The sequence below is a fragment of the Microlunatus elymi genome (assembly GCF_007362775.1).
Lineage (GTDB): Bacteria > Actinomycetota > Actinomycetes > Propionibacteriales > Propionibacteriaceae > Microlunatus > Microlunatus elymi.
This window is the reverse complement of sequence record NZ_CP041692.1, coordinates 4,699,219-4,720,516: the sequence shown is the minus strand read 5'-3', so window position 1 is coordinate 4,720,516 and position 21,298 is coordinate 4,699,219. Positions and strand designations below refer to the sequence as shown.

The window sequence follows — 21,298 nt, the reverse complement described above, 5'->3', positions numbered from 1 at the left end:
GAGGATCGACCGGATTGCGGTTCCATAACGGCTTGTCGGTCTTGGTCTGAGCTGTGGGCCGGCTTTGTAGCTTTCTGGCCAGACAGCCTCCGCAGGTAGAGGCTCCAGGCTTCCCGGAGTGTTGTCGTGCCGATCGTCCAGCGCGCCCCGAACCGCCCGCCCGCTCGCGTCCGGCGGTTGTTGCCGGTCGCACTCGCGAGCGTTGCCCTGATCCTTCCGGCGGCGGTCCTGCCGCTGGCCACCGGCCCCACCCTGGCCACCGCTGCGACCGCGAAGCCCGGCCGGACCAAGGCCGTCGAGGCCCGCCGAGTCGACCGGGTGCCGACGCCGAAGCTGCACTGGTACGGCTGCGACGACTATCCCGGCGCCCGCTGCGCCACCGTCAAACTGCCACGGGACTACGACAAGCCGCACGGCGCGAAGGTCCAGTTGGCGGTGGTGAAGACGCCGGCGACGGACCAGAAGCACAAGATCGGTTCGCTGTTCGTCAATCCGGGTGGGCCGGGCGGTTCGGCGACCGAGCTGGCCGCGTACGCGCCGTACCTGTTCTCCGCATCGGTGCTGCGCCGGTTCGACGTCATCGGCATCGATCCGCGCGGCACCAACTACAGCGCCCGGGTGAAGTGCTTCCCCGATGCCCGCCGGCAGCAGCCGACGATGGCCAAGCTGGCCGTCGCCTTTCCCTACACCAAGGCCGAGGTACGCAGCTTCGGTGCCGGTTCGACCGAGCTCGGCCGAGCCTGCTCCGGCCACGGTCGCCCGCTCACCGGCGCCGTCTCGACCGCCGAGGACGCCCGGGACATGGACGTGATCCGGCGCGCCGTCGGCGACAGCAAGGTCACCTACCTCGGCTTCTCCTACGGCACCTACCTGGGGCAGGTCTATGCAGGTCTGTTTCCGGATCGGGTGCGGTCGATGGTGATCGACGGCGTGGTCGACCCGGTCGCCTGGGCCGGGACCAGCAAGACTCGGGCGACGCCGCAGACCGTACGACTGCGGTCGGGCCAGGGCGGCCACAAGGCGCTGACGAAGCTGCTGAGTCGCTGCGATGCGGCCGGCCGGAAGCGTTGCAGTTTCGCCTCGGCCGATTCCGGCAAAAAGTTCGACCGGCTGGTGCGTCGGCTGCAGAAGCACCCGCTGAAGGTGCACGACCCGTTCTTCGGCGACTTCACCTTCGACTACCCGGCGCTGATCTCCGACACGCTGTCCGGGCTGTACGACCCGGAGGGCTACGAGTACATCATCGACGAGCTGACCGAGCTGTGGGCGCTGACCGCACCGGCGAAGATCGGCACCGCCGCCGGCGCCTCCGCGCTGGGACGACTCGGATTCGCCCACCAGCGGCTGGCGGCTCGGCAGCAGAATCCGCTCGGCTTCTCCTACGACAACAGCTCGGACGCCTACTGGTCGGTGATGTGTACCGACGCCCTCAACCCGCGGCACGGCGCCGCCTGGCAGAACGCCGCCACCCGCACGCCCAGCAGCGCGAAGTACTTCGGCGAACTCTGGGCATGGTCGTCGCGGCCGTGCGCCCGGACCGGCTGGACGGTGCACGACGAGGACGCCTACCGCGGTCCGTTCACCCGGAGGACCGCCGGGCCGGTGCTGGTGGTCGGCAACTACTGGGACCCGGCGACGTACTACCTGAACGCGAAGAAGGTGGCCCGGATGCTCCCGCACAGTCGGCTGCTGTTGAGCGACAACTGGGGCCACACCGCCTACGGCACCTCGGCCTGCGTGACCAAGGCCGTCAACCGGGCGCTGATCTCGGTGAAGCTGCCGGCCAAGGGCGCCCGTTGCCTCGGCAACGCGCAACCGTTCAGCGGTTCGAGCCGGCCGATGATGCAGCGAATGCAGAAGTCGGTTGCCGGCGCTGACGTGATGGACATCGTCCGCGGGGTGCCGGGCCGCCTCTGACTGCGCTCCTGACTGTTCGTCCGTGACTGTCCGTTGGTTCATCGGGGGCGGCTCTACGCGGCGAATCTCACTATGTGGTCGATCTGGCCGCAATCTGGGACTCGATTAGGTATTGGGCCGGGCCCGACCCGTACGCTGTGCAGAGCTCATCCAGAGGGGGCGAGGGATTCGGCCCGATGACCCCCCGGCAACCAGCTCGCCACGTTCGGTCGGCGGCCACGGTGCCAACTCCGACTCGGAGCGAAGGTCGCCCGGGAAAGATGATGAAGGACAGGTACTCGCTGTGACCACAGCCGTCGCGTCAGACGCCCCCGCAGGATGTCGCCCGGGAGCTTTCGGCAACGCCACCCATCTGATCTGCCGCGCCTGCGGCGCCAAGAGCCCGCTCGGCCCGTTCTACGCATGCCTGGAGTGCTTCGGCCCGCTCGAGGTCGGCTACGAGTATCCCGAGATCACCCGCGAGCAGATCGAGCGCGGCCCGAAGAGCATCTGGCGCTACGCGCCGCTGCTGCCGGTGCCGGCCGACATCGCGAGCTTCCGCTCCACCGACCCCGGATTCACCCGGCTGGTCGACGCCCGCAACCTCGCCGATGATCTTGGTCTGCGGCAGCTCTGGGTGAAGGACGACTCCGGCAACCCGACCCACTCGTTCAAGGACCGGGTGGTCGCGGTCGCGCTGTCCGCCGCCCGTGAGCTCGGCCTGCAGGTGTTGGCCTGCCCCTCCACCGGCAACCTGGCGAACGCGGTCGCCGCGGCCGCCGCCCGGGCCGGCATCCGCTCGGTGGTGCTGGTGCCGAGCAACCTGGAGCAGCAGAAGATCCTCGCCTCCGCGGTCTACGACACCACCTTGATCGCGATCGAAGGCACCTACGACGACGTCAACAAGCTGGCCAGCGAGATCGCCGGCGAGGAGGACGGCTGGGCGTTCGTCAACGTCAATGTCCGGCCGTACTACGCCGAGGGCTCCAAGACGCTGGCGTACGAGATCGCCGAGCAGCTCGGCTGGCGGTTGCCCGACCAGGTCGTCATCCCGGTCGCCTCCGGCTCCCAGCTGACCAAGATCGACAAGGGTTTCACCGAGTTGATCAAGCTCGGTCTGGTGGAGGAGAAGCCGTACAAGGTCTTCGGTGCGCAGGCCACCGGCTGCTCCCCGATCGCCCAGGCCTATCGGGCCGGGCACGACGTGGTCGCTCCGGTGAAGCCGGACACCATCGCCAAGTCGCTGGCGATCGGCAACCCCGCCGACGGTCCGTACGTGCTGGACGTGATCCGGCGCACCGGCGGCAAGATCGCGGACGTGGACGACGCCACCGTGGTCACCAACATCCGTCGATTGGCTCGCACCGAAGGGATCTTCGGCGAGACCGCCGGTGGAGTGACACTCGGCGTCACCGCGAAGTTGATCAACGACGGTGATCTTGATCCGAACGCCGAGACCGTGTTCATCAACTCCGGCGACGGACTGAAGACACTGGACGCGGTCGCCGACCAGGTCGGGCCGAAGATCACCATTCCGCCGCGCTACGACGCGTTCGAGGACTTCTGGAAGGGCAACAACTGATCATGACCGCATCCGTACGGATCCCGACCATCCTGCGCAACTACACCGGTGGCGAGAAGGAGGTCAGCGCGCAAGGGGCGACGCTGACCGAGCTGATCGACGATCTCGAGTCCAACCATCCCGGCATCAAGGCCCGGGTGCTGGACGACACGGGTGCGCTGCGGCGCTTCGTCAACGTCTACGTCGGCGATGACGACGTCCGCTTCATCGGCGGCCTGGACGCCAAGATCGACGACGGGGCTCAGGTCTCGATCATCCCCGCGGTCGCCGGCGGCTGCTGAGCACCTCGTATCGCCCGAACGGCGGGATGTCGGTCGACAACTGCGCGAATTCGGTCCACCGACGCGTTAGGGTCGGCATCGATGGTTTCATCCTGGATTCCGGCCGCGGAGTTTCTCTCCGCAGCACTCATCGTTGTCTGCTTCGTGATAGCGGTGGTCATGATCACCCTGCGCCTCTCGCGGGGCAGCACCCGCACCCTCGGTGTCGCGGGAGTCGTGCTGGTGTTCCTCGCCATGATCCTGTACTCCTTCACCGGATCGTTGGGCAGCGCGTACGGGACGAAGTCCACCGTGTTCGTCGTCGGCTCGGTCGTGGTCGTGGTGGTCGCCGTGGTCGGGCTGTCGCTGTGGATCACCGTTGCCCGCAAGGGCTCCCGGATGCTGACGATGATCGGTACGGTGTTGATCTTGCTCGGGCTGCTCGGCCGCTTCGTCTATCAATGGCTGGTCTACCGCTATCTCGGCGTGGTCGACGACGCGACCATCGTCTCGATCCTCGCTGCCGTGACGGCGATCGGCGGCGTGCTGACCGCCGCCGGGCTGATCGTGATGGCCCGTGCCGTGATCGTCGCGGGTTGGCGATCGAGTCGCACTGCCAGCCGCCGGTGAGCGCGGCCGGTCGAGTGTCCTAGTTTCGTCCCGCCGCCGATCGGGCTCCGATGATCAGCATCACGCTGGCTGCCACGAACGGTACGAAAGCCACCGCCAGATTGGCGACCGGATCGCCGAGATCGGGCAGGATCTTCGACTCGCGCAGCAGACCCACGAAGATCAGGATCGCGAAGCCGGCCACCCAACCCGCACGCGAGCTTTGCGGGCTCTTCAGAATCGACGGTGTAGTTGGGGTCTGAATCCTCCGGCTTCGAGCAGGCTACGGGCGATGTAGTTGGTGAGGTTGCGGAATCCGAGGGCGGAGCCGCGGAGGTGTTCGAGGCGGCCGTTGATCGCTTCGGTAGGTCCGTTGGAGGTGTGGGGCCGGTCGAAGTAGGCGATCACGTCAGCAGCGCGGCGTTTCAGGGTGCGGCCGAGTTTGCCGATCTCGACCAGCGCGGCCGGAACGTTGTCGGAGATCGCGTCGACGACTCGTTTCATGATCATCTTCCCGGCCGTCCGGTCGGGCGCCCGGTAGGCAGCGATCACCTGTTGGTAGATGCCCCAGGTCACTTCGACCTCGACATGCCGGTCGGTGGCGAACAGGTTGGCCAGTCGGTCACGTTGTTTGTCGGTGAGGAGATCTTGCCCGGTGAGCAGGGTCCGGCGGGCACTGTAGAGAGGATCACCCTTGCGGCCGCGGTGGCCCAGAGTTTGCTGCTGGACCCGTTGCCGGCACTGTTCCAACGCGTCCCCGGCCAGGCGGACCATGTGGAATGGGTCCATCACGGTGACCGCCTCGGGTAGTTCCTCGGTGGCCGCGGTTTTGTAGCCGGTGAACCCGTCCATGCCGACGACCTCGATCTGGTCGCGCCAGGCTTGTGGTCGATCGTTCAGCCAGGTCTTGAACACCTGCTTGGAGCGGCCCTCGATCATGTCCAGCAGCCGCGCGGGTCCCCTCCGATCCCGCACCGGCGTCATGTCGATGATCACGGTGACGAACTTGTCCCCGTGGCGGGTGTGCCGCCAGGAGTGTTCGTCGATCCCGATCACCCGCACACCGTCGAACCGGGCCGGATCATCAATCAAGACCCGCTTGCCTTCGGCCAGGATCGCGGTGTTGGCGGTGTTCCATGACACCGCGAGTCCTTCGGCGATCCGGGCCACCGTCAGGTGCTGACACACGATCCCTTCCAAGGCCCACCGCAAACCAGCTCGCGACAGTTTGGCTCGTGGTTCGGCCGCCCGGCTGGTGTCTTGGCGCCACACATGCCCGCAGCCCGTACAGCGGTACCGGCGGACCGTGACGACCAACGTGGTGGGCCGCCACCCGAGCGGCTCGTGCGCCAGCCGCCGCACCACACTGTCGCGGGCAATGCCCTGACAGCCGCAGCGGTGACACCAATCATCAGCATCGACGACCCGGCAGGCCAGCTCGGCCCGGCCGGCTTCGAGCCGCTGACCGACGACCTGAAGCCCGAGCGCGTCGAGCCGGCAGAACGTGGTCAGATCAGGGCACTGGAAGGTAGCGTTGTGCAACGTCGGGGTCTTTCCGATGGGCCGGTGTGAGAACCTCCATCATCGAAAGACCCCGACACCCACCAGCTCACCGACGCGCCGCCACTCGAGCGCGTTTGATCACATCCCAGCTACACCCTCAACTGCGAAGAGCCGCTTTGCGGCCGGTGCGCGTCGTCGGTTGACCGACCGCGGCGGGCAAGCCCGAGGGCGACGGCGCCGCTTGCCGTCGCTATCAGAAGCGGTGCCCAATAAAGGGGCCGCTGCACCTGGTCGCCGTACTGATTCAGCACGAACGTTGCCGGCGCGACGAGAAGGATGCCGGCAACGACAAGTGATGCCAGATAGAGAATCCACAGCAGCAGAGACCAGCGCCGCGCACCGCGCCCGTCCGGTCCGAGTGACGCGCGCAGCACGGCAACCAGTCCGGCCACCACGAACGCAAACCCGAGGAAGTAGATCCCGAACCGGACCTGCTGGAACCAGCGAGAATCCTTCAGTTGGGCATCGGCGAACAGGCCGCCGCCGAACGCCAACGCCGTACCGAAGGCAATCAGCGCGACTCCCCGTCCGTGTCGTGCATCCGCCGGTACCGCGTGCCGCCGACTGATCACGACGCCGCGTACCAGCGCGATCGCCAGACCGCACAACAACGCGATGCCAAGAAGGTCATAGATGACGTCGAAATACTGATCGATACGCATCGTCACCCCCGACCTCGCCCAGCGCACGGTCGTGTCGGGCGACAGGTTCATTCTGCAGCACTCGCGTCGGCTCCGAGTGTGCGCGGCTGAAGCCGCCGAGATCCTCCTCCCGGGCCCATCGCGTACGCTCTGGGCGCGTGATCAGCACCCGTTCCCGGTTCGTCGGCATGCCACGCGAGGTCTTCGTGCTGGGCGTGATCGCGTTCTGCGTGATGGTCGGCTTCGGCGTGGTGCTACCGGTGCTGCCGGTCTACGCGGCGTCCTTCGGGGTCGGCAATTTCGAGGTCGGCGCAGTCGTGTCGGCGTTCGCCCTGATGCGGCTGATCTGCAGCCCGTTCTGCCCGCGGTTGATCAACCTGCTGGGCGAGCGGCTGGTGCTCGGCATCGGCATCTACATCGTCGCGGTGTCCAGCGGACTGACCGCGTTGGCGCAGGACTATCCGCAGTTGTTGATCCTGCGGGGGCTGGGTGGCATCGGTTCGGCGATGTTCACCGTGTCGGCGATGACGTTGTTGTTGACCTCGGTTCCGGCTGATCGCCGCGGACGCGCCACCGGCATCTATCAGGGCGGATTCCTGTTGGGTGGGATGGCCGGGCCCGCGGTCGGTGGCGTACTGGCGACGATCTCGCTGACCGCTCCGTTTGTCTTCTATGCCGGCACCTTGATCGTTGCCGGCACGGTCGGGTTGCTGCTGTTGCACACCTCCGGGCAGCAGCTGGGTGGCACGGAGCAACCGCCGGTTCCGTTCCGGGAAGTCGTTGCAGACAAGCGATATCAGGCGGCCTGCCTGACCAATCTCGCCCAGGGCTGGACGTCGATGGGGGTCCGCTCAGCATTGGTGCCGGTGTTGATCGTCGAGGTCCTGCACGGCAAACCGGCCTGGACCGGGATCGCCTTCGCCTGTGCCGCGGTGGTGCAAACGATCATGCTCGGTCCGGCCGGCCGTTTCTCCGACACGGTGGGTCGTCGACCGGCGATGATCATCGGCGGCGCTCTGGCCACCGCGATGATCATGATCGTCGCGTTCGCGCCGAACATCTGGCTGCTCGGCCTGGCCCTGTGCGGGTACGGCGCCGCATCCGCTTTCCTCGGTACGGCGCCCGCAGCTGCCGTCGGTGATGCGGCCGGCGGGAGGGCGGGACGTCCGGTGGCGATTTTCTCGATGTGTTCCGACATCGGCGCCATCGTCGGCCCGCTGGTGGCCGGCGCCCTGTCCGACCGCGTCTCGTATCCCGCGGCCTTCGCCGTCGGCGCCACCCTCCTCCTCGTCGGGGTAGCCGCCTCAGCCCGGATGCCCCGTACCGCACCCGTCCTGACGCCCCGCTCGACCTGACCTGTGGATGACGAGGGGGGAGTTGTCCGACGGCCGGGGCAGGATGGCTCGCATGACGCAGACGACCGCTGAAACGCTGACCGCGACCGTCAAGGCAGCCGCCGGGCCCGGCGCCGAACCCCGCGAAGATCAACGGCGTGCGGTCGAGGCGCTGGTCGACGACCGCAGCCGAGTGCTGCTGGTGCAGGCCACCGGCTGGGGCAAGTCGGTCGTCTACTGGGGTGCCACGGCGGCGATCCGGGCGGCCGGCGGGGGACCGACGCTGGTGGTGTCGCCACTGCTGGCGCTGATGCGGGATCAGATCGCCGCCGCCGAACGGGCCGGCCTCCGCGCGGCCACGGTGAACTCGACCAACTTCGAGGCGTGGGACGAGATCTTCGCCGCGTTGGACGCCGATCGGTTGGACGTGCTGCTGGTGTCTCCGGAGCGGCTGGGCAATCCGCGGTTCGCCGAACGGCTGCCCGGCCTGCTGGCGGCCTGCGGGCTGCTGGTGATCGACGAGGCGCACTGTGTCTCGGACTGGGGGTTCGACTTCCGGCCGGACTATCAACGCCTCACCCGGACCCTGTTGTCGCTGTCGCCGGGCACGCCGGTGCTGGCCACCACCGCAACTGCCAACGAACGGGTGACCGCTGATGTGGCGCGTCAGCTCTCCGCCGACGCGGCCGACCGCGCCGAAACCGTCACCCTCCGCGGGTCTTTGGCCCGGTCCTCCCTTCGGCTGGCGGTGGTGCCGGAGTTGTCGCCGCTGGAGCGCTACGCCTGGGTTGCCGAGGCGGTCAAGTCCTTGCCTGGTTCGGGAATCGTGTACGTGCTGACGGTCGCCGAAGCCGATCGAGTGGCCGGGTTCCTGACCGAACAGGGACTCGACGTGGCCGCGTACACCGGGCAGACCGAGAACCGTACCGAGTTGGAGGACAGGCTTCGCGACAACAAGATCAAGGCGCTGGTGGCGACCTCGGCGCTGGGCATGGGCTACGACAAACCCGATCTTGCGTTCTGCATTCACCTGGGCTCGCCGGCCTCGCCTGTGGCCTACTACCAGCAGGTCGGCCGCGCCGGCCGCGCCCTCGACGAGGCGGTCGCGGTGCTGGTGCCGTCGAAGGCCGACGAACGGATCTGGGACTACTTCGCAACGGCCGGCATTCCCGATCCGGATCAGGTCGATCGGGTGCTGGAGTTGATCACCGACGAGCCGCTGAGTGAGAGCGCCATCAGCACTGCGACCGGCATCCGGCCCGGCCGGCTGTCCACCCTGCTCAAGATCATCGCCGTGGACGATGCGGTGCAGAAGGTCACCGGAGGCTGGGTGTCGACCGGCAAGGGCTGGACCTACGACCAGCGCAAGTGGGCCGAGCTGCGCCGGGTCCGGTCGGCCGAGGCCGATCTGATGCGAAGTTACGCCCACGGCGAGGGCTGCCTGATGCAGTTTCTGCAACAGGCGTTGGACGATCCCGATCCCACACCGTGCGGCCGGTGCTCGGTCTGCACCGGCCGGCTGCCTGAACCCGGCGCACACCCAGCGACCGAGACGGTGCAGTCGGCGCAGCGGTTCTTCCGCGGCCTGGACGTGATGATCGAACCGCGCAAGCTGTGGCCGTCCAGGATCGACGGCGTCAAGGGCAAGATCAACTTCCTCGACGAGGGTCGGGCCATCGCGTACGCCGATGATCCGGCCTGGCAGGACACGCTTGATCACCTGTGGCGCCGCGATGTCGAAGCCCCGCAGGAGATTCTGGATGCCGCAGTCGAGGTGCTGAAGCGCTGGTCGCGGCACTGGCGCCGACCGACCGCGGTGGTGCCGATGCCGTCGCGACGGTTCCCGACCTTGATCAACTCCGTCGCCGGCCACTTGGCCACGGTCGGTCGATTGCCGCTGAGCGACGCCTTGATGATCACCGGACCCACGCCGACCGACGACGCAGCCTCCGGTGTACGCGTCCGCGAACTCCTGGCCGGTCTCGGACTTCAGTCCGGGGTCCGGCTCGACGGCCCGGTGCTTCTGGTCGACGACACCGTCCGGACCCGCTGGACGATGACCGTCGCCGGCAAGCTGCTCACAGACGCCGGTGCGAGTGAGGTGCTGCCGTTCGCGATCCACCAGCTGCCGTAACGAATCAGGCATCGATCGCAGATGGCGGCGTTTCTTCGGAGATGATGTACGCCATCGTCTGAGGAGCCGTTCACATCAAGGGGACTGCATGCGCGCTCGGTGGCCGCGATCGATCATCGCGTTGGTCATCATCGCCGGACTGGTCCGCGCCAGTGAACTGCTCGGCATCGGCTTGCTGATCAGCAACATCGACCGCATCTCAGCCGAGCTGAGCGCGCTCAGTGCACCCGAGACGTCGACACTTCCGGCGGATGACCCGACCGTGGTGCTGCCGAAACAACAGCGGGCCGACGTCGCCGCCACGCTGACCGGCGCCGGCTACGACTGCCTGATCGAATCGTCGCGGCGGTTGGCGATCACCGGCTGTTACCGCTACGACGATGATCTCTGGGTCGACCTGCGATTCCGTACGGTGCACGGTGCGATCGTCGGCATCAGCCTCGACGGCGGCTCCTACGACAACGGCGACTCGGTGGAGTTCCGGCGACAGGTCAAGATCATCGCGTCGACCGCCATGGACGCCGCGACGGTGCACCAGGTGTTGGGCGGAGTCGATCGAGCCGCTGCCCGGAACGGTCCGGTGACCGTCGACACCACCTCGGCCCGCGGCTGGAGTGGGACCGTGAGCACCAACGCCGACCAGTACGGCAACGAATTCTCGCTGCGGCTGAACAGCACCGGCGACCGCGACGGACGGTTCCTGGCTCCACGGATCCTGCCGCTCAGCGCCGACGCAGCGGCCGGGATTCTCGACGATCTCGGCTACGACTGCGCCGACGCCGGAGCCGAACGGGACTGCGACGACGTCGACGCCACCGTGCTCGGGGACGAGGGCACGATCACGATCATCGGCCAGCAGGACGGAATCGGCCGGATCGAGGCGGACTTCGATGATCTGCAGGTGCTGGCCGATTTTCTGGCTGTCGTCCGGCGAGCCGATCCGGCGGACGCGCGATTGTTGACCGCGGCCGTGCTGCGGACCAACGACGGCCGGTCGCATCATCTGGTGATCAACAACCTGATGGTCGCCGCGGAGCCCGGCTGGGTGGGCATCTACGGCATCGACTGGCCGTTGTGAACTCGCGGCACTCCGGGGTCGGTGACGTGGATCGAGGGCTACCGTCAGGGGCATGGCTGAGATGACCGACCGGGCTGCCGAGCTCGATGATCAAGATCCGCTCGCCGCCTACCGGCGCCGTTTCGTGCCGCCGGAGGACGACTCGATGGTGGCCTACCTCGACGGCAACTCGCTCGGTCGGCCGACCGCGGATCTGCCGGAGGTGATGAGTGGTTTCATCAAGCAGGATTGGGGAACCCGGCTGATACGCAGCTGGGACGAGGCGTGGTTGGACTGGCCGACCGTCGTCGGCGACGAGCTGGCCGCGGCCGCGCTGGGTGCCGCGCCGGGACAGACCTACGTTGCCGACCAGACCTCGGTGGCGATCTACAAGCTCGCCCGCGCGGCGCTGTCGCTGGCCGATCCGGTGCGGGATCAGATCGTGCTCGACGTGGACAATTTCCCGACCGATCGCTACCTGCTCGAGGGCATCGCCTCCGAACTCCGTCTGGAGGTGGTCTGGATCCGGTCCGACCTCGGATTCGGCATCATTCCGGACCAGGTCCGCGATGCGGTGAACGAGCGCACCGCACTGTTCCTGGCCAGCCACGCGTCGTACCTCTCCGGCTACGTCGCCGAGGCGAAGTTGATCACCGAGATCGTCCACGGCGCCGGCGGTCTGGTGTTGTGGGACTGCTGTCACTCGGTCGGTGCGGTGCCGATCCAGTTGGACGAGTGGGACGCCGACTTCGCCGTCGGGTGCAGCTACAAGTACCTGAACGGTGGACCGGGTTCGCCCGCCTTCGGGTATGTGGCCACGCGACATCAGGACCGGACCCGGCAGCCGCTGCACGGATGGATGGGCCACGCCGAGCCGTTCGAGATGGGGCCCGAGTACGAGCCGCATCGCGGCATCCGCGGCTACCTCACCGGTGGGCCGCCGATCCTCGGGATGGTACCGATGCGGCAGATGGTATCCATGATCAACGAGGTCGGCATCGGCGCCATCCGGGCCAAGTCGCTGGCGTTGACCGACTTCGCTGTCGGGCTTGTCGACGAGCACCTGGCCCCGCTGGACGTGCAGCTCGCTTCACCGCGTGATCACGATCATCGCGGCGGCCACATCATGATCACCCATCGCGACTTCCGGATGATCAAGGACCAGTTGTGGCGGCGCGGGATCCTGCCCGACTACCGCCAGCCGGATGGCCTGCGGCTCGGACTCTCGCCACTGTCCACCAGCTTCGCCGAGGTCGCGGTCGCGGTTCGGGCGATTCAGGCCCTGCTGCAAAGGTGACCTTCACGCGCGGCAGCTAGGATGCTAGCATCCTCGCATGACCGAGCAGAGCGCACCCAAGGTGCAGTTCAACGTCTATCTACCGCAGGACCTGGTGCGCGAGGTCAAGCACCGGGCCATCGATGACGGCAGCAGCCTGTCGGCGCTGGTCGAGTCCGCGCTCACGGCCTACCTGAATGCTTCGACGACGAAGGGAAAGAAGTCATGATCACCAACCAGGGCCGGACCGGGTCCGCACGAGTCACCCAAACCCTGGAGGTGTCGGCGTTCCGCTTCTCCGCCGATCCCACCGCGTTGGTCGACTTCCTGTCGCTGCTGGGGCTGAGCGTGCGGGTGTCGAACTCCGCCGGCAATTGGTACGAGCTGCAGGGCGCCGCCGGATCGATCAGCATCCACGGGGCAGGGGAGCTCGGCGGCACCACCGCGGAGCCAGGGACCACCGACGTGATCGTGATCACCCCCGACCTGATCGCGCTGGCCGAGCAGTTGCGTGCCGACGGGAACATTTCCGTGGACGTCTGGGACGAGGCGTTCGGCCGACAGGCGACGATGACGGTTGGAGAGCGCACGATCAGCATCAACGAACAGCAGTCGGATCCGTACGGCTATCAGGTGTCCGATCCGAAGCCGGGGCCGGTCACCGTGGTCGGACACTGCTACACCGACGACGTCGAGACGACCCGGAGCGCGTTCGCCGAGCTGGGCTTCGCGGCGGTCGACCCGGCGGGCGGGCCGGATGACCGGATTCGCTTGCAGGCGAGCGAATCCTCCGGTGTGATCTGCCTGCATCCGATCGTCGGCGGACCCGATCGCTACCTGGTCGGCCTGGAGATCGAGCAGGACCTCGACGCGGTCGACGAATTGCTGCGGTCCGCCGGGTTCGCGACCCGGCACGTCGACACCGGCGAGTCCGGGATCGAGGTGACCGACCCGGACGGCCAGCCGCTGCTGATCACTGCTCGCTGACCGACCCGGATCAGACGATTGCCTTGCCGGGGTTGAGGATTCCGTAGGGATCCAACGCGGCCTTGACGTCGGCCTGCATCTGCTGCACGGCGGGCGACAGCTCGTCGGCCAGCCCGGGCAGCTTCAGCAGCCCGACGCCGTGCTCGCCGGTGACGGTGCCGCCGAGCTCCAGGCAGCCGGCGATGATGTCGGAGAATGCTTGCTGGGCACGGATCTTGGCCTGTTCGTCGCCGATCGGGGTGATCAACAACGGATGCAGATTGCCGTCGCCCGCATGCGCGATGTTAGCGATCTTGGTGTCATGATCAACAGCGATCTGCTCGATCCGGGACAGCATCGCCGGCACGTTGCGCAGCGGCAGGCAGATGTCCTCGGTGAGCACCGGTCCGAGACGTTCCAGCGCGGGGTAGGCGAGGCGGCGGGCCGCAAACAGCGCATCGCCCTCTTGTTGATCATCGGTCTGCGCGCTCCAGGTCGCGCCGCCCGTCTCGAACGCCGTGATCATCGCCGACGCCTCGGCGGCACCCGCCTCGCCGGGCGCATCGGTACGACCGAGCAAGATCACGTTCGCGTCCGCCGAGAGGCCCATGTTCTTCCAGGCGTCGACGGCTTCCAGGCAGTGCCGGTCGACCAGCTCCAGCGCCGACGGGGTCAAACCTGCTTCGGCGATCTTCGTCACGGCGACGCCGGCGTCGGTGACCGAATCGAAGTAGCCGACGACGGTGTGCTCGATCGGCCGCTGCTGCCGCAACCGTACGGAGATCTCGGTGACGATGCCGAGCGTGCCCTCCGAACCGACCAGCAACGAGGTCAGGTCGTAGCCGGCGACCCCCTTCGCGGTCCGTCGACCGAGCCGTACGAGTTCGCCGCGTCCGTTGACGACCTCAAGCTCCAGCACGTAGTCGCCGGTGACGCCGTACTTCACGCAACAGACGCCGCCCGCGTTGGTCGCGACGTTGCCGCCGATCGACGACCAGGGTGAGCTCGCCGGATCCGGCGGATACCACAAGCCCTGCTGCGCACAGGCCGCGCGAAGATCATCGTTGATCACGCCCGGGCCGACCACCGCCAGCCGCTCGACCGGATCGATGATCTTGATCTCGTTCATCCGGGACAGGTCGATCACGATCGAGCCCGCGACGGCGTTGGCGCCGCCGGACAGTCCGGTGCCGGAGCCGCGAGGGATAACCGGCACCCGATGCTCGATCGCCAGTCCGACCACCAGCTGCACCTCGCGAGCCGATTCCGCCCGGACCACCGCGGCCGGCAACTCCCACGGCGCCCACTCGGCGTCGTCATGAGCCAGGCCGGCCATCACCTGCGGGTCGGTGACGAGTCGACCGGCTGGCAGGTCCCGATGCAGATCCTTCAGCAGGGTGGCGGTGTCGGTCACCGGCAAACCGTAACCCGGCAACGAGAGATCGTTACGGCACGGGTTTGGCGCTGGCCCACAGAGCCCCAAGACTGAGGACATGAGCGAGCACAGGCCCGTACATTGCTGGCTGACCGACATGGATGGCGTGCTGGTGCATGAACAGGAGGCACTGCCCGGCGCCGCCGACTTCATCCAGGCGTTGCAGGACAACGGCCGACGCTTCCTGGTGCTGACCAACAACTCCATCTACACCCCGCGTGACCTGCGGGCGCGGCTGCTGATCAGCGGCATCGAGGTGCCGGAGGACGCTATCTGGACCTCGGCGTTGGCGACCGCGCAATTCCTGTCCGAGCAGAGCCCTGGCGGCACGGCGTTCGTGATCGGCGAAGCCGGCCTGACCACGGCGTTGCACGATGCCGGTTTCGTCCTGACCGAGACCAACCCGGACTACGTCGTGCTCGGCGAGACGCGCACCTACTCGTTCGAAGCCATCACCAAGGCGATCCGGCTGCTCGAACGCGGCGCGAAGTTCATCGCCACCAATCCTGACGCCACCGGCCCGTCGGCCGAGGGATCGCTGCCGGCCACCGGATCGGTGGCCGCCTTGATAGCCCGAGCGACCGGGCTGGCGCCCTACTACGTGGGCAAGCCGAACCCGCTGATGATGCGGTCGGCCCTGAACCGGCTCGAAGCGCACTCCGAGACGACGATCATGATCGGCGATCGGATGGACACCGACGTGATCTCCGGCCTGGAAGCAGGGCTGCGGACCATCCTGGTGCTGACCGGCTCCACGCCGCGCGACAAGGTCGGCTCCTTCCCGTACCGGCCGACCAGGATCATGGAGTCGATCGCTGACGTGGTTCCGTTGGTCAAGGAGTTGACACCCACGGAGGACGAAGAGTTGAGCGCCGATTAGCGACGCCGATATTGATCTTGGAGCTGGTCGGCGACCTCGAGGATCGCGGTGATCAACTCCGGCGGCTCCAGGATCGTGATCATGGTGCCGAAACCCGCCAGCACGCCAACGGTGCCGCGGATGCCGGCGACCTTGGCTTCCAAGATCATCTCCTGGCCGACCTTGGTGATCGTCGGTTCGCCGATGAGTTGAATCGACAGGTTGCGGCGGACGATGTCGACCCATTGCGGTGTGGTACGTAATTTGATCTTGATTCCCGGACGCTTCTCGGCGTAGCGGCCGCGGAGCTGCTCCCACAGCGTACGAAGATCAAGATCGACAGGTCGGTTGCTGGCTTGGGGCAACAGCCGGGCCGACTGCATCCTCGACACCCGATAGGTACGAGGTCGGCCGCGGTGGGCGGCGATCAGATACCAACTGCCGGCCGCCTGCAACAACCCGTACGGGTCGACCGTGCGCACGCCGGGGCGGGCCGGCGGCATCGGCTGATAGTCGAACCGCACCCGGTGATCGGTCAACACCGCCCGCTGCAGCGTTTCCAGATCCGGCAACGGCTCGGGTCCGGCCATCCAGCCGGCCGCGTCGAAGATGATCCGCTGCTCGCTGCGGGCCAACTGGCGTTGCCGGTCCTCGGGCAGTTCGGCCCCCAGTTTGGTCAGCGCCGACGCCAAGGGGCCGGCCAGCCCGAGCCGGTCCAGCGCCGGCTGCCCGCCGGCCAGGAACAGGGCGCGGGTCTCGTCGGCGGTCAGACCTCCGACGTCCGGCCGGAATTCCGGCAACAGCGCGAAACCGCCGTTTCGACCGCGTTCGGCGTAGATCGGGAAGCCTGCGGTCGACAGCGCCTCGACGTCACGCAGAATCGTCCGCCGATCCACCTCCAGTCGGCGCGCCAGTTCGGCCGCGGACAGCTTGCCGTGCCGTCGTAGCAGCGCGACCAGGCTCAACAGGCGGTCGGCCCTCACCGAGACGCTCCCCACATGAATGAAACTCTGTCAGAAATACACGACATCGGATGTCACTTATCGGGATACATCCTGGTTGTCATCGCCCTGATCAACCAACCCAGGAGTCACCATGAACGAGCAGACCTACCCCGACCTCCGTACCGAACTGGCCCGTGCCCAGGACTGGGTGCAGGGGGTGATGGCCGGCGTCACCCACGATCAGCTGGACCGGCCGACGCCGTGCCCGGAATTCGACGTTCGGGCGTTGATCGGCCATCTCTACACCGGCGCCGATCGGGTCGCCGTGATGGCCGCCGGCGGCGACGCGCTGAGCATCCCGTTCATCAGTGAGTTGCCCGAAGATGATCTTGCGGGCGGCTATGGAGAACGGGCGCTGGCGTCCCAGCGGGCCTGGCAGGACAACGACCTGACCGGCGTCGTACGGGCTCCGTTCGGCGAGGTGCCCGCAGCCGAGGCGATCGGCAACTACCTCTGCGAGGCGCTGGCCCATGGCTGGGATCTGGCCGTGGCCACCGGTCAGCCGGCCGAGGCCGACCAGGACCTGGCCGAGATCGCTCTGCAGGTGTCTCGGCGGCGGATCCCGGCCGAGGTGCGCGGCGGCCGGGTGCCGTTCGGCCCGGTGGTGGAGTCGGCCCCGACGGCGACGCCGACCGAGCGGTTCGTCAACTGGACCGGGCGGGACACCTCGGCCTGGGCGGCGGCGTAACGGACGGGTGCAACGGGCGCGCGTCAGTCGGTGGTGTTGATCTTGCGCGGGATCACCAGGATGGCGGCGATCATGATCGCCGACACCACGACCGAGGCGACGAACACGTTGCCGATGGCCTCGTTCAGCACCGGCCGCGGCACTCCGCTGGCGGTGGCGCCGTGGCCGGTGGTGGCGCCGCTGCGGCCGATGGTCGCGTTCGCGATCGCACCGAAGACGGCGGTGCCCAGTGCGCTGCCCATCGACCGGGCGAACATGTTGGTCGCGGTGATCACGCCCCGCTGTTCCCAGCCGACCACCGATTGGGCAGCGACCAAGGTCGGGCTGGTGGTCAGGCCGAGACCGAGGCCGACCACCGCGCAGCTGATGCCCACCTGCAGCGGAGTGCTGCCGGGTCCGAGCAGCAGCAGCGAGAGCGAACCGACCAGGGCGAAGGCGCCGCCGATCAACGCGGTGTTGCGGAAGCCGATCCGCAGATAGATCCGCCCGGACTGGCTGGCGGCCAACGGCCAGCCGATGCTCTGCCCGGCCAACGCGAAGCCGGCGATCAGCGCACTGCTGCCGAGCACGTCCTGGACGAAGATCGGCACGTACGAACTCAGCCCCAGCGTCAGCACACCGACCGCCATCGCGGTGATGTAGACGCCGTCGAAGATCCGCCGGCTGAACGCCCAACTCGGCAACACCGGCTCGGCGGCGCGACGTTCGATGATCAGGAACGCGACCAGCACCGCGGCGCCGACGACGAAGATCAACACGCTCGGCAGCGACAGCCAGGACCACAACACGCCGCCTTCGAGCAGGCCGAGAATGATCAAGGAGGCGCCGACCGTCAGCGCGCCGGCGCCGGCGAAGTCGATCTTGTGCTTGGTGATCTTGACGGACTCGTGGAAGTGCCGGTAGAGCATCCAGCCGGCCAGGATGCCGACCGGGATGTTGATCAAGAAGATCGCCCGCCAGCTGACGAAGTCGGTGAAGACACCGCCAAGGGTGGGGCCCACCACGGACGAGATGCCCCAGACGCTGGCGGTGTAGCCCTGCACCTTGGCCCGTTCGGCGACGGTGTAGATGTCGCCGATGATGGTCATCGCCATCGGCCCGATCGCGCCGGCGCCGAGGCCCTGCACGGCTCGGAAGATGATCAACATCGGCATCGAGGTGGCCAGTCCACACAGGATTGAGCCGACCACGAACAGGCCGATACCGAACATCATGATCGGCTTGCGGCCGATCTGATCGGACAGCTTGCCGTAGATCGGCACGGACACCGCCTGCGCCAGCACGTAGATCGAGAACAGCCAAGGGAACTGAGAGAAACCACCGAGGGTGTTGACGACCGACGGGACGGCGGTGGCGAGGATGGTCGCGTCCAGCGCGATCAACGCCGTACCCAGCATCAGCGAGCCGAGCACGGGCCCGCGTTCGGATCGCAATCCGACGCTGGCCCGGCTCGGTGTGCTGGACTGGGTCATGACTCTCTTCCTGGCGGTGTCAGCAACACCGTAGGACCTGAAGTCCGGTCGAGGTCAACACACCGATCACGCCTCGGCATCCACCGCCGCCACCTCCCGGCGGGCGACGACCCGCTGCCACAGCAGCATTCCGGTGGTGATCAGGAAGCCGATGCTGACGAAGATCGCTGCCGTGCTGAAGGCCCGGTGCATTCCGGTGATCATCGCCGGCACCTCGATCGCGCCGGCGCCGTTCGAGCCGAGCCCGGAGGCTGCGATCAGTACGGCCAGTCCGAGCGCCGCGCCGCCGGCCTGCTGTGCGGTCTGCAACATGCCCGAGGCCGAACCGGCGTCGCGCGCCGGTACGCCGGACAGGATCCGTACGTTCAGCGGCAGGAAGCTCGCGCCGCCGCCGACGCCGATCAACGTCATCGGGACCAGCAGCCAGATCAGGCTGCTGTCGGCGGTGAGCCGGCTCAGCATCAGATGCGCACTGATCAAGATCAACATGCCGCCCAGCCCCACCAGCATCGGCCCGAACCGGGTGATCAGCCGAGGAGCGATCCGCGACATCACGAAGATGCCGACGGTCAGCGGCAGGAAGGCCAGGCCCGAGGTGAACGGGTTGAAGCCGTGCACCACCTGCAGGTATTGCACCAGGAAGAAGAAGCCGCCCATCTGGCCGCCGACGACCAGCATGAAGGCCAGCAAAGCCGTTACCCGGTTGGGATCCCGGAGCAGCCGCAGGGCGAACAGCGGGTAGGTCGTACGGCGTTCGATGATGCCGAAGGTCGCCATCGCGGCGACTCCGATCGCGATGCTGACCACGGTCCGGACCGACCAGCCGTACTCCGGCATCCAGACGAAACCGGCGACCAGCGAGGTCATCCCGACCACGGCGGCCAGCGCGCCGGGCAGGTCGAACGGTTCGCGCCGGCGTTCGGTGTCCGGCAGTACCCGGGAGCCGATGATCAGCGCGGCGATGCCGATCGGCACGTTGATCAACAACGACCAGCGCCAGGAGGCGCTCGAGGTGAGGATGCCGCCGAGGATCAGTCCGATCGAGGCGCCGCCGGAGCTGACCGCGGCGAACAGGCCGAGGGCGCGGTTGCGCTCGGGTCCTTCGGGGTGCGAGCGGGTGAGCAGCGACAGGGCGGCCGGTGCGGCCAGTGCGGCGCCGATGCCCTGGGTCGCCCGTACGGTGATCAGCCATTCGCTGGACTGAGCGGCACCACCGAGTGCCGAACTGATGACGAAGATCACCAACCCGATCATGAACGTACGGCGATAACCGAGCACGTCGCCGAGTCGGCCGCCGAGCAGCAGCAGACCGCCGAAGGCGAGGGTGTAGGCGTTCAGCACCCAGCTCAGCGAGGCGGGGGTGAAGCCGAACTGCTGGCGGATCACTGGCAGCGCGACGTTGACGATGGTGGAGTCCAGCACGAGCATCAGCTGGGCGGTGAGGATGACGGCCAGCGTGATGCCGGCCCGGAAACGGCTCGGCGAGGCGGTGACGCCGTCGAGTCGGGGTGAGGTTTGAACAGTCACAGCGATCCTTCATGGAGGTTTGATCCACCCGTACGACGGTGGTCGGCGGGTTTTTGTGACGAGAAAAGTCGTGGATGTGACGAGGAAGTCAGACTGATTCGGAGACGGACTCCGATTTGCCGCTATGCTCGGTGCTGTCGACAGAACCGGAGTGGAGACCGGTTAATCGGAGACCATCTCCGGATACACTAACGGAGACAGCCTCCGGTTATCAAGGGATTTGGAAGTGTGATGCGCGCCACAGCAACGTCGCCGGCTCAGGAATCGGGTCGAAAGCTGCGCGCCGACGCCCAGCGCAACTACGACAAGCTGGTTGCGGTCGCGCGCGATGCCTTCAGTGAGTACGGCGCCAACGCCTCCCTCGACGACATCGCCAAACGGGCCGGCGTCGGCCCCGGGACGCTGTATCGGCACTTCCCGACGCGCGCCGATCTCCATCTGGCGGTGCTGCAGGACTGGATCGCCGACGTGCAGACCGAGGGTGACCGGATCCTGGCGCTGGAAGATCCCGAGCAGGCGCTGGACGAGTGGCTGCGTCGCTACATGGGTTACAAGAACTTCTTCCGCGGCCTGCATGTCGCGTTGCTCGAGGTGCCCGGCGACAACGATCAGTCCGCGTTGGGTGAGTGCAAGGGCATCCTCACCGGCATCAGTACGCGGGTGATCGACCGAGCCAAGGTTGCCGGCCTGGTCCGTACCGACGTCGAGGCCAAGACTGTCTGTCAGATGGTCAGCGGCATCGCCTTCCTCGTCGACCAGTCACCCGCCGGCACCGTCGACGTAGACACCCAGCTCGGCATCATCCGAGCCGGCATCCACCCGGCCGCCTGACCACCCCGCCCGGTCCGGCTCCCGTCGTACACCGCGACTTCCAAGCCCGTCTCGTGGGGGTGGCCGCGCAAAGTCGCGACAACACGAGTTGTGGTTGCGCTCGGCGCTCGGGTGACCGCGGGAAGTCGTGACAACACGAGTTGTGGTTGCGCGGAGGCTCGGGT

General features: G+C 67.3%; 20 protein-coding genes and 1 riboswitch. Of the genes, 13 read left to right on the top strand and 7 right to left on the bottom strand.

What is annotated here, in order from left to right; genetic code table 11:
- The first annotated feature begins 126 nt into the window (after window positions 1-126).
- The 4 genes from FOE78_RS21530 to FOE78_RS21515 all read left to right on the top strand — a co-directional run bounded on the left by FOE78_RS21530 (window position 127) and on the right by FOE78_RS21515 (window position 4,368).
- Entirely contained in the window at window positions 127-1,917 is a 1,791-nt protein-coding gene (locus FOE78_RS21530) for an alpha/beta fold hydrolase (RefSeq protein WP_143988079.1), read from the top strand.
- A gap of 143 nt (window positions 1,918-2,060) precedes the next feature.
- Window positions 2,061-2,184: riboswitch (SAM riboswitch) on the top strand.
- A 16-nt stretch (window positions 2,185-2,200) separates the two neighbouring features.
- Complete coding sequence (thrC, locus tag FOE78_RS21525; protein ID WP_143988078.1) at window positions 2,201-3,478, top strand: threonine synthase; 1,278 nt, start codon at window positions 2,201-2,203, stop codon at window positions 3,476-3,478.
- A gap of 2 nt (window positions 3,479-3,480) precedes the next feature.
- Window positions 3,481-3,759 (top strand): MoaD/ThiS family protein, encoded by a 279-nt coding sequence (locus FOE78_RS21520; RefSeq protein WP_143988077.1) that lies wholly within the window; start codon window positions 3,481-3,483, stop codon window positions 3,757-3,759.
- Window positions 3,760-3,840: 81 nt separating this feature from the next.
- Window positions 3,841-4,368 carry a hypothetical protein gene (locus FOE78_RS21515; RefSeq protein ID WP_143988076.1) on the top strand — a complete coding sequence of 176 codons (528 nt, stop codon included), beginning with the start codon at window positions 3,841-3,843 and terminating at the stop codon, window positions 4,366-4,368.
- A 19-nt stretch (window positions 4,369-4,387) separates the two neighbouring features.
- Here FOE78_RS21515 and FOE78_RS23695 read toward each other — a convergent pair whose 3' ends face one another.
- The 3 genes from FOE78_RS23695 to FOE78_RS21505 form a co-directional block, all read right to left on the bottom strand.
- Window positions 4,388-4,552 (bottom strand): hypothetical protein, encoded by a 165-nt coding sequence (locus tag FOE78_RS23695; protein WP_168207621.1) that lies wholly within the window; start codon window positions 4,550-4,552, stop codon window positions 4,388-4,390.
- A 29-nt stretch (window positions 4,553-4,581) separates the two neighbouring features.
- Window positions 4,582-5,889, bottom strand: coding sequence for an ISL3 family transposase (locus tag FOE78_RS21510; protein ID WP_143985362.1), 1,308 nt, complete (start codon window positions 5,887-5,889; stop codon window positions 4,582-4,584).
- Between the two features lie 110 nt (window positions 5,890-5,999).
- Entirely contained in the window at window positions 6,000-6,623 is a 624-nt protein-coding gene (locus FOE78_RS21505; protein ID WP_143988075.1) for a hypothetical protein, read from the bottom strand.
- An 86-nt stretch (window positions 6,624-6,709) separates the two neighbouring features.
- On the opposite strand from FOE78_RS21505, the gene FOE78_RS21500 reads away from it, so the two are divergent.
- The 6 genes from FOE78_RS21500 to FOE78_RS21475 all read left to right on the top strand — a co-directional run bounded on the left by FOE78_RS21500 (window position 6,710) and on the right by FOE78_RS21475 (window position 13,339).
- Window positions 6,710-7,906: an MFS transporter gene (locus FOE78_RS21500; protein WP_228265943.1), complete on the top strand. Its 1,197-nt coding sequence runs from the start codon at window positions 6,710-6,712 to the stop codon at window positions 7,904-7,906.
- A 52-nt stretch (window positions 7,907-7,958) separates the two neighbouring features.
- A complete protein-coding gene (locus FOE78_RS21495; protein ID WP_143988074.1) occupies window positions 7,959-10,019 on the top strand; it encodes a RecQ family ATP-dependent DNA helicase in 2,061 nt (686 codons plus the stop codon).
- Window positions 10,020-10,107: 88 nt separating this feature from the next.
- Window positions 10,108-11,097, top strand: coding sequence for a hypothetical protein (locus FOE78_RS21490; RefSeq protein ID WP_143988073.1), 990 nt, complete (start codon window positions 10,108-10,110; stop codon window positions 11,095-11,097).
- A 52-nt stretch (window positions 11,098-11,149) separates the two neighbouring features.
- The gene (locus tag FOE78_RS21485; protein WP_143988072.1) at window positions 11,150-12,373 is read left to right on the top strand and encodes a kynureninase; all 1,224 of its coding nucleotides are present in this window, start codon (window positions 11,150-11,152) and stop codon (window positions 12,371-12,373) included.
- Between the two features lie 37 nt (window positions 12,374-12,410).
- A complete protein-coding gene (locus FOE78_RS21480; RefSeq protein ID WP_143988071.1) occupies window positions 12,411-12,581 on the top strand; it encodes a ribbon-helix-helix domain-containing protein in 171 nt (56 codons plus the stop codon).
- The gene (locus FOE78_RS21475; RefSeq protein ID WP_143988070.1) at window positions 12,578-13,339 is read left to right on the top strand and encodes a hypothetical protein; all 762 of its coding nucleotides are present in this window, start codon (window positions 12,578-12,580) and stop codon (window positions 13,337-13,339) included. The genes FOE78_RS21480 and FOE78_RS21475 overlap by 4 nt, the downstream gene beginning before the upstream one ends.
- A 10-nt stretch (window positions 13,340-13,349) precedes the next feature.
- Here the strand turns inward: FOE78_RS21475 and FOE78_RS21470 are convergent, their stop codons facing one another.
- Window positions 13,350-14,732, bottom strand: coding sequence for an FAD-binding oxidoreductase (locus FOE78_RS21470; protein ID WP_228265942.1), 1,383 nt, complete (start codon window positions 14,730-14,732; stop codon window positions 13,350-13,352).
- Between the two features lie 79 nt (window positions 14,733-14,811).
- Between FOE78_RS21470 and FOE78_RS21465 the strand changes: the two genes are divergently transcribed.
- Window positions 14,812-15,633, top strand: a complete 822-nt coding sequence (locus FOE78_RS21465) for an HAD-IIA family hydrolase (RefSeq protein ID WP_143988068.1) — start codon at window positions 14,812-14,814, stop codon at window positions 15,631-15,633.
- On the opposite strand, the gene FOE78_RS21460 is transcribed toward FOE78_RS21465, so the two are convergent.
- Window positions 15,630-16,595, bottom strand: a complete 966-nt coding sequence (locus tag FOE78_RS21460; protein ID WP_143988067.1) for a helix-turn-helix transcriptional regulator — start codon at window positions 16,593-16,595, stop codon at window positions 15,630-15,632. The genes FOE78_RS21465 and FOE78_RS21460 overlap by 4 nt on opposite strands.
- Window positions 16,596-16,707: 112 nt before the next feature.
- Between FOE78_RS21460 and FOE78_RS21455 the strand changes: the two genes are divergently transcribed.
- A complete protein-coding gene (locus tag FOE78_RS21455) occupies window positions 16,708-17,304 on the top strand; it encodes a TIGR03086 family metal-binding protein (RefSeq protein ID WP_143988066.1) in 597 nt (198 codons plus the stop codon).
- 23 nt (window positions 17,305-17,327) lie between these two features.
- Here the strand turns inward: FOE78_RS21455 and FOE78_RS21450 are convergent, their stop codons facing one another.
- Both FOE78_RS21450 and FOE78_RS21445 read right to left on the bottom strand, forming a co-directional pair.
- Window positions 17,328-18,776, bottom strand: a complete 1,449-nt coding sequence (locus FOE78_RS21450; protein ID WP_143988065.1) for an MDR family MFS transporter — start codon at window positions 18,774-18,776, stop codon at window positions 17,328-17,330.
- A 66-nt stretch (window positions 18,777-18,842) separates the two neighbouring features.
- The gene (locus FOE78_RS21445; protein ID WP_143988064.1) at window positions 18,843-20,303 is read right to left on the bottom strand and encodes an MFS transporter; all 1,461 of its coding nucleotides are present in this window, start codon (window positions 20,301-20,303) and stop codon (window positions 18,843-18,845) included.
- 231 nt (window positions 20,304-20,534) lie between these two features.
- On the opposite strand from FOE78_RS21445, the gene FOE78_RS21440 reads away from it, so the two are divergent.
- Window positions 20,535-21,134, top strand: a complete 600-nt coding sequence (locus FOE78_RS21440) for a TetR/AcrR family transcriptional regulator (RefSeq protein ID WP_143988063.1) — start codon at window positions 20,535-20,537, stop codon at window positions 21,132-21,134.
- Window positions 21,135-21,298: the final 164 nt, after the last annotated feature.

Coding starts and splice junctions, on each gene's coding strand:
- FOE78_RS21520 (WP_143988077.1), top strand. CDS start 3,481: ATGACCGCATCCGTACGGATCCCGACCATCCTGCGCAACTACACCGGT.
- FOE78_RS21515 (WP_143988076.1), top strand. CDS start 3,841: ATGGTTTCATCCTGGATTCCGGCCGCGGAGTTTCTCTCCGCAGCACTC.
- FOE78_RS21505 (WP_143988075.1), bottom strand. CDS start 6,623: ATGAACCTGTCGCCCGACACGACCGTGCGCTGGGCGAGGTCGGGGGTG.
- FOE78_RS21495 (WP_143988074.1), top strand. CDS start 7,959: ATGACGCAGACGACCGCTGAAACGCTGACCGCGACCGTCAAGGCAGCC.
- FOE78_RS21490 (WP_143988073.1), top strand. CDS start 10,108: ATGCGCGCTCGGTGGCCGCGATCGATCATCGCGTTGGTCATCATCGCC.
- FOE78_RS21485 (WP_143988072.1), top strand. CDS start 11,150: ATGGCTGAGATGACCGACCGGGCTGCCGAGCTCGATGATCAAGATCCG.
- FOE78_RS21480 (WP_143988071.1), top strand. CDS start 12,411: ATGACCGAGCAGAGCGCACCCAAGGTGCAGTTCAACGTCTATCTACCG.
- FOE78_RS21475 (WP_143988070.1), top strand. CDS start 12,578: ATGATCACCAACCAGGGCCGGACCGGGTCCGCACGAGTCACCCAAACC.
- FOE78_RS21465 (WP_143988068.1), top strand. CDS start 14,812: ATGAGCGAGCACAGGCCCGTACATTGCTGGCTGACCGACATGGATGGC.
- FOE78_RS21455 (WP_143988066.1), top strand. CDS start 16,708: ATGAACGAGCAGACCTACCCCGACCTCCGTACCGAACTGGCCCGTGCC.
- FOE78_RS21450 (WP_143988065.1), bottom strand. CDS start 18,776: ATGACCCAGTCCAGCACACCGAGCCGGGCCAGCGTCGGATTGCGATCC.
- FOE78_RS21440 (WP_143988063.1), top strand. CDS start 20,535: ATGCGCGCCACAGCAACGTCGCCGGCTCAGGAATCGGGTCGAAAGCTG.